The organism is Streptomyces sp. SID11385 (assembly GCF_010548245.1).
GTDB lineage: Bacteria > Actinomycetota > Actinomycetes > Streptomycetales > Streptomycetaceae > Streptomyces.
In genome coordinates, this window is the sequence record NZ_JAAGLR010000627.1 from 1 (window position 1) to 5,519 (window position 5,519).

Below are 5,519 nucleotides of genomic sequence, written 5' to 3' on the forward strand. Positions count from 1 at the left end.
ACACCCGGCGCCACGCCCACCCCCGCCCGGCCCGCGCCCGTCGTGGCCGCCGCGTACGTCCCCGCCTCCCCCGCGCCGCCCGCCCCGTACGAGTCGCCCATCCCGATCGTGCGCGCGCATCTCGGGCACGCGCTGCGGGCCGAGTGGACGAAGATCCGCAGCGTGCGCTCGACGCTCTGGACGCTCGGCGTCTTCGTGCTGCTCGTCGTCGGCGTCGGGCTCCTCTTCGCCGCGACCGTGGGCGATCAGATGGGCTCCGAGGACCGTGCGACGCTCTTCGCCTTCCCCGGGCTGCTGCTCGGCACGATCTGCCTGCTGACGCTCGGCGTCCTCGTCATCTCCTCCGAGTACGGGACGGGTCTCATCCGCCCGACCCTGACCGCCGCGCCGCAGCGGCACCGGGTGCTCGCCGCGAAGTTCCTCGTCTTCTCGGCGATCGGCTTCGTCGCCGTGCTGGTCTCGACGGGCATCGTCTCGACCGCCAGCGCGCCCTTCGTCCCGGACAGCGCGGACCTGCACTGGGGGCGGCCCGCGCTCCTGGCGAGCCTGTACGTCTCGCTGCTCGGGATGTTCGCGCTCGCGGTGGGGACGATGCTGCGGCACTCGGCGGGCGCGATCGCGACGATGCTCGGCGTGTACTTCCTGCCGACGATCCTGCCCCTCTTCCTCGTCGGCCTCGACTCCACGAAGGAGTTCGGGCAGAAGATGATGGAGTACAGCGCGCCGAGCGCCCTCTCGCTCCTGCTCACCCCCGACCAGGACGGCAACGGGCTCCCCCAGCTCGGCCTCCTCGCCGTCCTCACGGCGGCGGTCGTCGGCTGCGCCTTCGCGGTGCTGCACCGGCGGGACGTGTGAGCGCGCGTCCCGATCGGTAGCGCCGGCGGCGGGGGCTCAGTACCGCGGCGCGTTGCGCGAGCGCTGGACGCGCGTCGCCCGACGGTCGCGGGCGTTCCAGCACGCCTTGTGCCAGTGCCGGCGCTCGTCGACGCCCGAGTACTCGGACCAGGCGACGACGTGCGGGACGCCCGAGGGGATCTCCTGGTCGCAGCCGGGGCAGCGGTACGTCTTGCCGGCGGCGCTCGCGCCGGCGACGTGCCGCACCGACCACTCCTCGCCCTGCCAGGTCTCGGTCCGGTGCAGCCCGTAGCGGTTGCCCGGGTCCTCGTCGGCCCGCTGTCCGGAGCCGGAGGCTCCCTTGGGGCGGTTGCGGCGGGGGGACACTGAAACACCTCTCAGGCTGCGGCCGGACGGGAATACCGTCCAGCGTACGCGCGCGCCCGCGAGGGGACCGCGCGCCGGGGGCGCACGCCGGGGGCCCTCGCGTACCGCCCCCCGGGCTTCGCGCCGAGACAAGCGGCCCCCGCTCCCGCCGCTTCCCGGACGATCCGCCAATCCTGTCGGCAGGCCGTGCCTTTGGCACGTGTCAGGCGTTGTTGCCGTCAGCGGGCGATCCGGCCCGTACGGCACGAAGGAGGCGTCAACGGCTCATGCGGATAGGGAGTTTCGTCCTGGCGGGGCAGTACCCGGGCCAGGGCCACGGAGAGGCGCTGCACCGCGCGGTGCGCTCGGCCGAGGTGGCGGAGGAGGCCGGCTTCGAGTCGGTCTGGCTCGCGGAGCACCACTTCGTGCCGTACGGCACCTGCCCCTCGGCGGTCACGCTCGCCGCGCTGCTGCTCGGCCGTACGCGGCGGCTGCGCGTGGGCACGGCGGTGAGCGTGCTGCCCACCGCGCACCCGGTCGCGCTCGGCGAGCAGGCGGCGCTCCTGCACCTCGCGGCCGAGGGACGGTTCTCGCTCGGGGTCGGGCGCGGCGGGCCCTGGGTGGACCTGGAGGTCTTCGGCGCCGGGCTCGACGCCTTCGAGCGGCACTTCCCCGAATCCCTGGACCTGCTCCTGCGCTGGCTGCGCGAGGGCCGGGTCGGCGCGAGCGGCGAACGGTACGCCTTCCGCGAGGTGAGCGTCGTCCCGCGCCCGGCGCAGGCGCTGCTGCCCGGGCAGCCGGGCCCCGAGGTCGTCGTCGCGTGCACCTCGCCGGGCACCGTACGGCTCGCCGCGCGGCGCGGCCTGCCGATGCTGCTCGGGATGCACGCGCGCGACGAGGAGAAGGCGTCGATGGTCGAGCTGTGGCGCGCCGAGGCGCGCGCGGCCGGGCTCGCGCCCGAGCGGATCGACGCCGCCGCGCACGTCAGCGCCGGAGTGCTCCAGCTCGCGGACCGCGACGCCGAGGCCCGCGACACGCTCGTCAAGGCGATGCCCGAGTGGTTCCGCGAGGGGCTCGGCGCCCACGTCACGGTGGACGGCAGGCAGCGGCGGATGCGGGACCCGGTCGCGTACACCGAGTTCCTGTGCGGCATCCACCCGGTCGGCACCCCCGAGACGGCCGCGCGGCGGCTCGCGGCGACGGCGGAACGCACCGGGATCACGCGCTTCGCGCTGCTCGCCGAGGGCTCCGGCGATCTCGCGACAACGGAGGCGAACCTGCGACGGGCGGGGGCGGAGCTGCTGCCGTTGCTGGACTGAACGGAGCGCCGCGCGCGGCACGCGGGCCGCGGGTGACGTAGGAAGCGTGCTCCACGTGGCCTGAAAACAGACGGACGCGGGGCGACGGAGTGATGAGTTCCGGCTACGTCGGGGGACGGAGCGTCCCCCGACGCGGCGGGAGTTCCGTGCGCGGTCAGCAGTCGCGCAGCTCCGGGGACTGGTTGAGGAGCTGGGCGCGGACGGAGGTGAAGCGCGTGAGCCGTTCGTCGACGGCGGGGTCGAGGGGGAAGACCGCGACCCGGTGGCAGTTCTGGAAGGCGAGGCGGACACCGAAGTGGCGCTGGAGCGCGCCCCTGATGGCGTCGCTGGCGAGCGCGCGCAGGAGCTGGCCACGCTCCTTCTCGCTGGGCGGCGGCGTCTGGTTGTCGGCGAAGTCCCCTCCGTCCACCTTCAGCTGAGCCACCAGGGAGCTGATCATCTCCCAGGCGTAGGGCAGCGAGGTCCGGACGCAGTCGACGAATTCGGCCTCGTCCACCTCGCCCCGCTCGGCCTGTGCCAACAGTGCCGGTGAGACGTCGAGCGACATGGGTACTCCTCTCGCACCCCCGAGCGGCGGGGGTCCACGGACAGGGCGGGAGCCCGGACACGCAGCGTGCTCGTGTCGCGACCTCCTGCCAACACGTTATGCACGGCTCCGGGGGCACACCAGGCGTGCGCGCACACAATTGGCCACCGGGAGGCCGTGCTTTCGGGGCGGATCGCGAGCACGGGTCCGGGTCGGATAGCGTTGCCGACCATGCGCCTTGTCATCGCCCGTTGCTCCGTGGACTACGCGGGGCGGCTCACCGCCCACCTTCCCCTCGCGCCCCGGCTGATCCTCGTGAAGGCGGACGGCAGCGTCTCGATCCACGCGGACGACCGGGCGTACAAGCCCCTGAACTGGATGTCCCCGCCGTGCACCCTCAAGGAGGGCGAGGCCGAGGGCACTCCCGTGTGGACAGTGGTCAACAAGGGCGGCGAGAAGCTCGTGATCACGATGGCGGAGGTCCTGCACGACTCCTCCCACGAACTGGGCGTCGACCCGGGCCTCATCAAGGACGGCGTCGAGGCGCACCTCCAGGAACTCCTCGCCGACCGCCTGGACACCCTCGGCGAGGGCTACACGCTCATCCGCCGCGAGTACATGACGGCGATCGGCCCCGTCGACATCCTGTGCCGGGACGGCGAGGGCCGCACGGTGGCGATCGAGCTGAAGCGCCAGGGCGGCATCGACGGCGTCGAACAGCTCACGCGCTACCTCGAACTCCTCAACCGCGACCCCCACTTGGCCCCCGTACGCGGCATCTTCGCCGCTCAGGAGATCAAGCCCCAGGCCCGCGTCCTCGCGACGGACCGCGGCATCGACTGCGCGATCCTCGACTACGACGCCCTGCGCGGCATCGAGGACGACAAGCTCCGCCTGTTCTGACCCGAGGGCGGTACGGGGGGCGGGCCCCCGCCCCGCGTCACCGCCCCCGCAGCCCCTCCGGGCCCCGCCCGCGCACCGCGCCACAGCCCTTGGCATATGCCATGCGACTGTGTGGGTTCGACCGAATCACGCGCCTGCCCGGGCCCCGTACCAGGAGAAACCCGGCACCCGCTCACGCGCCGCGCACCACCGGCCGCTCACCGTGTGTGGCGGTCGTCCGCCGACGCGGCGTCGAAGGGGTCTTCCAGCACGGGCACGCACGGCGAGAGCAGCCGCTCGGTGTGCGCGGAGACGGTGCCGCGCGCCAGTCTCAGCACCCGCACCACGTCGCCGTGCCGCCGGTCCTCGTCGTCACGGACGTGGAGCAGCCCGTAGGAACCGGGGGCGTGCGCGGCCACCCAGGCGAAGAGTTCCTCCAGTGCGGCGGCCGTCGGGCCCGCGTGGTTCGACAGGCCGCCGAGGTGGACGAAGGGCTCTCCGTTCATCCACCGCAGGTCGCACAGGTACGGGCTGTCCTGGCGCTCGACGAGCGCGCGCAGTCCCCCGACGACCCTTCCCAGGTCTTCGGCCCGGGCGCCGCCCGGCGGGGTCTCGTCCTCGCCCGGCGTCTCGCGGAGCGTGATCCACCCGTGGTACTCGTACACGGGTTACGCGACCTCGGCCCCCTGCGAGTTCGCCGGGTCGCCCGCCGTGACGCTGGCGACGGGGTCGCTCGCGGAGTTGCTCGTCTCGGGTTCGGAGGGGTCGGTCTCGCCGGGGTCGGTGGGGTCGTCGGTGGGGTCGGTGGGCTTGCCCGTGGGCTCGTCCGGGTCGCTCGGGGTCGTGGAGGGGGACGAGTGGCTGGGGCCCGGGTCCGTCGGGGGCCTCGTGGTCTTGCTCGGCTTCGTGCCGCCGGGCTTGTGCGTGTCGCTCGGCCCGGAGCCCGGCTTCGACTCCTCGTCGTCCGGCGCCGAGGCCGAGGAACCGGGCGACTGGCTCGCGGGCGCCGAGGGCGTCGGGTCGTCCGCCGTGCCGAGGACGCCGTCCTCGCCCGGGTCGGTCGCGGAGGGCCGGGGGGCCGGGTCCTTCGCCGTGGAGCCCGACTCGTCGGGCGGGGTGTCGGCGCCGAGGCCGTCGCCGTCGTCGTCGGTGCTCGCGGAGTGCTCGGTGGTGACGCGGTCGGCGGGGGCGTCGTCCTTGTCGGAGAGCGTGCCGAGGGTGACGACGGTGCCGAGCACGGCGACGAGGAGCGCCCCGGCGCCCGCCGCGACGAGGTTGCGGCGGCTCCCGACGAGCGCCGAGCGACGCACCCCGCCCTTCGCCTCGCTCGCGTGCGCCTCCGGGGTCTGCCGGGGGAAGACCTCGGTGGCGGCCCGCGGGTCGAAGAAGGGGTCGGGCGCGCTGTTGAACGTGCCGGGGAGCTGGTCGACGACCGCCGTCGCCGCCGTCGTCTCGGGCGGCCGGGGTACGGCGTCGGGGTCCGGCTCCTCGACGTCCGGGCGCTGCGGCATGCCCGCCCGGTCGTCGGCGAGGGCGAGGGTGCGGCGGCCGGCGAGGGTGCCGCGCCGGTCGGAGAGCGCGCCGCGCAGCCC

At 74.4% G+C, this 5,519-nt stretch carries 6 protein-coding genes and 1 pseudogene; 3 read left to right on the forward strand and 4 right to left on the reverse strand.

Going from position 1 to position 5,519, the window contains the following annotated elements:
• The first annotated feature begins 42 nt into the window (after window positions 1–42).
• Window positions 43–855 carry an ABC transporter permease subunit gene (locus G3I42_RS19205; RefSeq protein WP_164287598.1) on the forward strand — a complete coding sequence of 271 codons (813 nt, stop codon included), beginning with the start codon at window positions 43–45 and terminating at the stop codon, window positions 853–855.
• A 36-nt stretch (window positions 856–891) separates the two neighbouring features.
• Here G3I42_RS19205 and G3I42_RS19210 read toward each other — a convergent pair whose 3' ends face one another.
• Window positions 892–1,221: an ATP/GTP-binding protein gene (locus tag G3I42_RS19210; protein ID WP_164287588.1), complete on the reverse strand. Its 330-nt coding sequence runs from the start codon at window positions 1,219–1,221 to the stop codon at window positions 892–894.
• Window positions 1,222–1,487: 266 nt separating this feature from the next.
• Between G3I42_RS19210 and G3I42_RS19215 the strand changes: the two genes are divergently transcribed.
• Complete coding sequence (locus G3I42_RS19215) at window positions 1,488–2,519, forward strand: LLM class flavin-dependent oxidoreductase (RefSeq protein WP_164287590.1); 1,032 nt, start codon at window positions 1,488–1,490, stop codon at window positions 2,517–2,519.
• Window positions 2,520–2,673: 154 nt separating this feature from the next.
• Here the strand turns inward: G3I42_RS19215 and G3I42_RS19220 are convergent, their stop codons facing one another.
• Window positions 2,674–3,066 (reverse strand): SCO5389 family protein, encoded by a 393-nt coding sequence (locus tag G3I42_RS19220; protein WP_164287592.1) that lies wholly within the window; start codon window positions 3,064–3,066, stop codon window positions 2,674–2,676.
• Between the two features lie 210 nt (window positions 3,067–3,276).
• Here G3I42_RS19220 and nucS point away from each other — a divergent pair, with 210 nt between their 5' ends.
• On the forward strand, window positions 3,277–3,948 hold the full coding sequence (gene nucS, locus G3I42_RS19225) for an endonuclease NucS (protein WP_164287594.1): 672 nt from the start codon (window positions 3,277–3,279) through the stop codon (window positions 3,946–3,948).
• Between the two features lie 197 nt (window positions 3,949–4,145).
• Here nucS and G3I42_RS19230 read toward each other — a convergent pair whose 3' ends face one another.
• Entirely contained in the window at window positions 4,146–4,592 is a 447-nt protein-coding gene (locus G3I42_RS19230) for an Imm7 family immunity protein (protein WP_164287596.1), read from the reverse strand.
• Window positions 4,593–4,595: 3 nt separating this feature from the next.
• A pseudogene (locus G3I42_RS19235) lies at window positions 4,596–5,519 on the reverse strand (hypothetical protein); the annotation flags it as partial.

What these genes read in the sequence shown, in the direction of transcription:
- G3I42_RS19215 (WP_164287590.1), top strand. Translation starts at nt 1,488, where the DNA reads ATGCGGATAGGGAGTTTCGTCCTGGCGGGGCAGTACCCGGGCCAGGGC.
- G3I42_RS19220 (WP_164287592.1), bottom strand. Translation starts at nt 3,066, where the DNA reads ATGTCGCTCGACGTCTCACCGGCACTGTTGGCACAGGCCGAGCGGGGC.
- nucS (WP_164287594.1), top strand. Translation starts at nt 3,277, where the DNA reads ATGCGCCTTGTCATCGCCCGTTGCTCCGTGGACTACGCGGGGCGGCTC.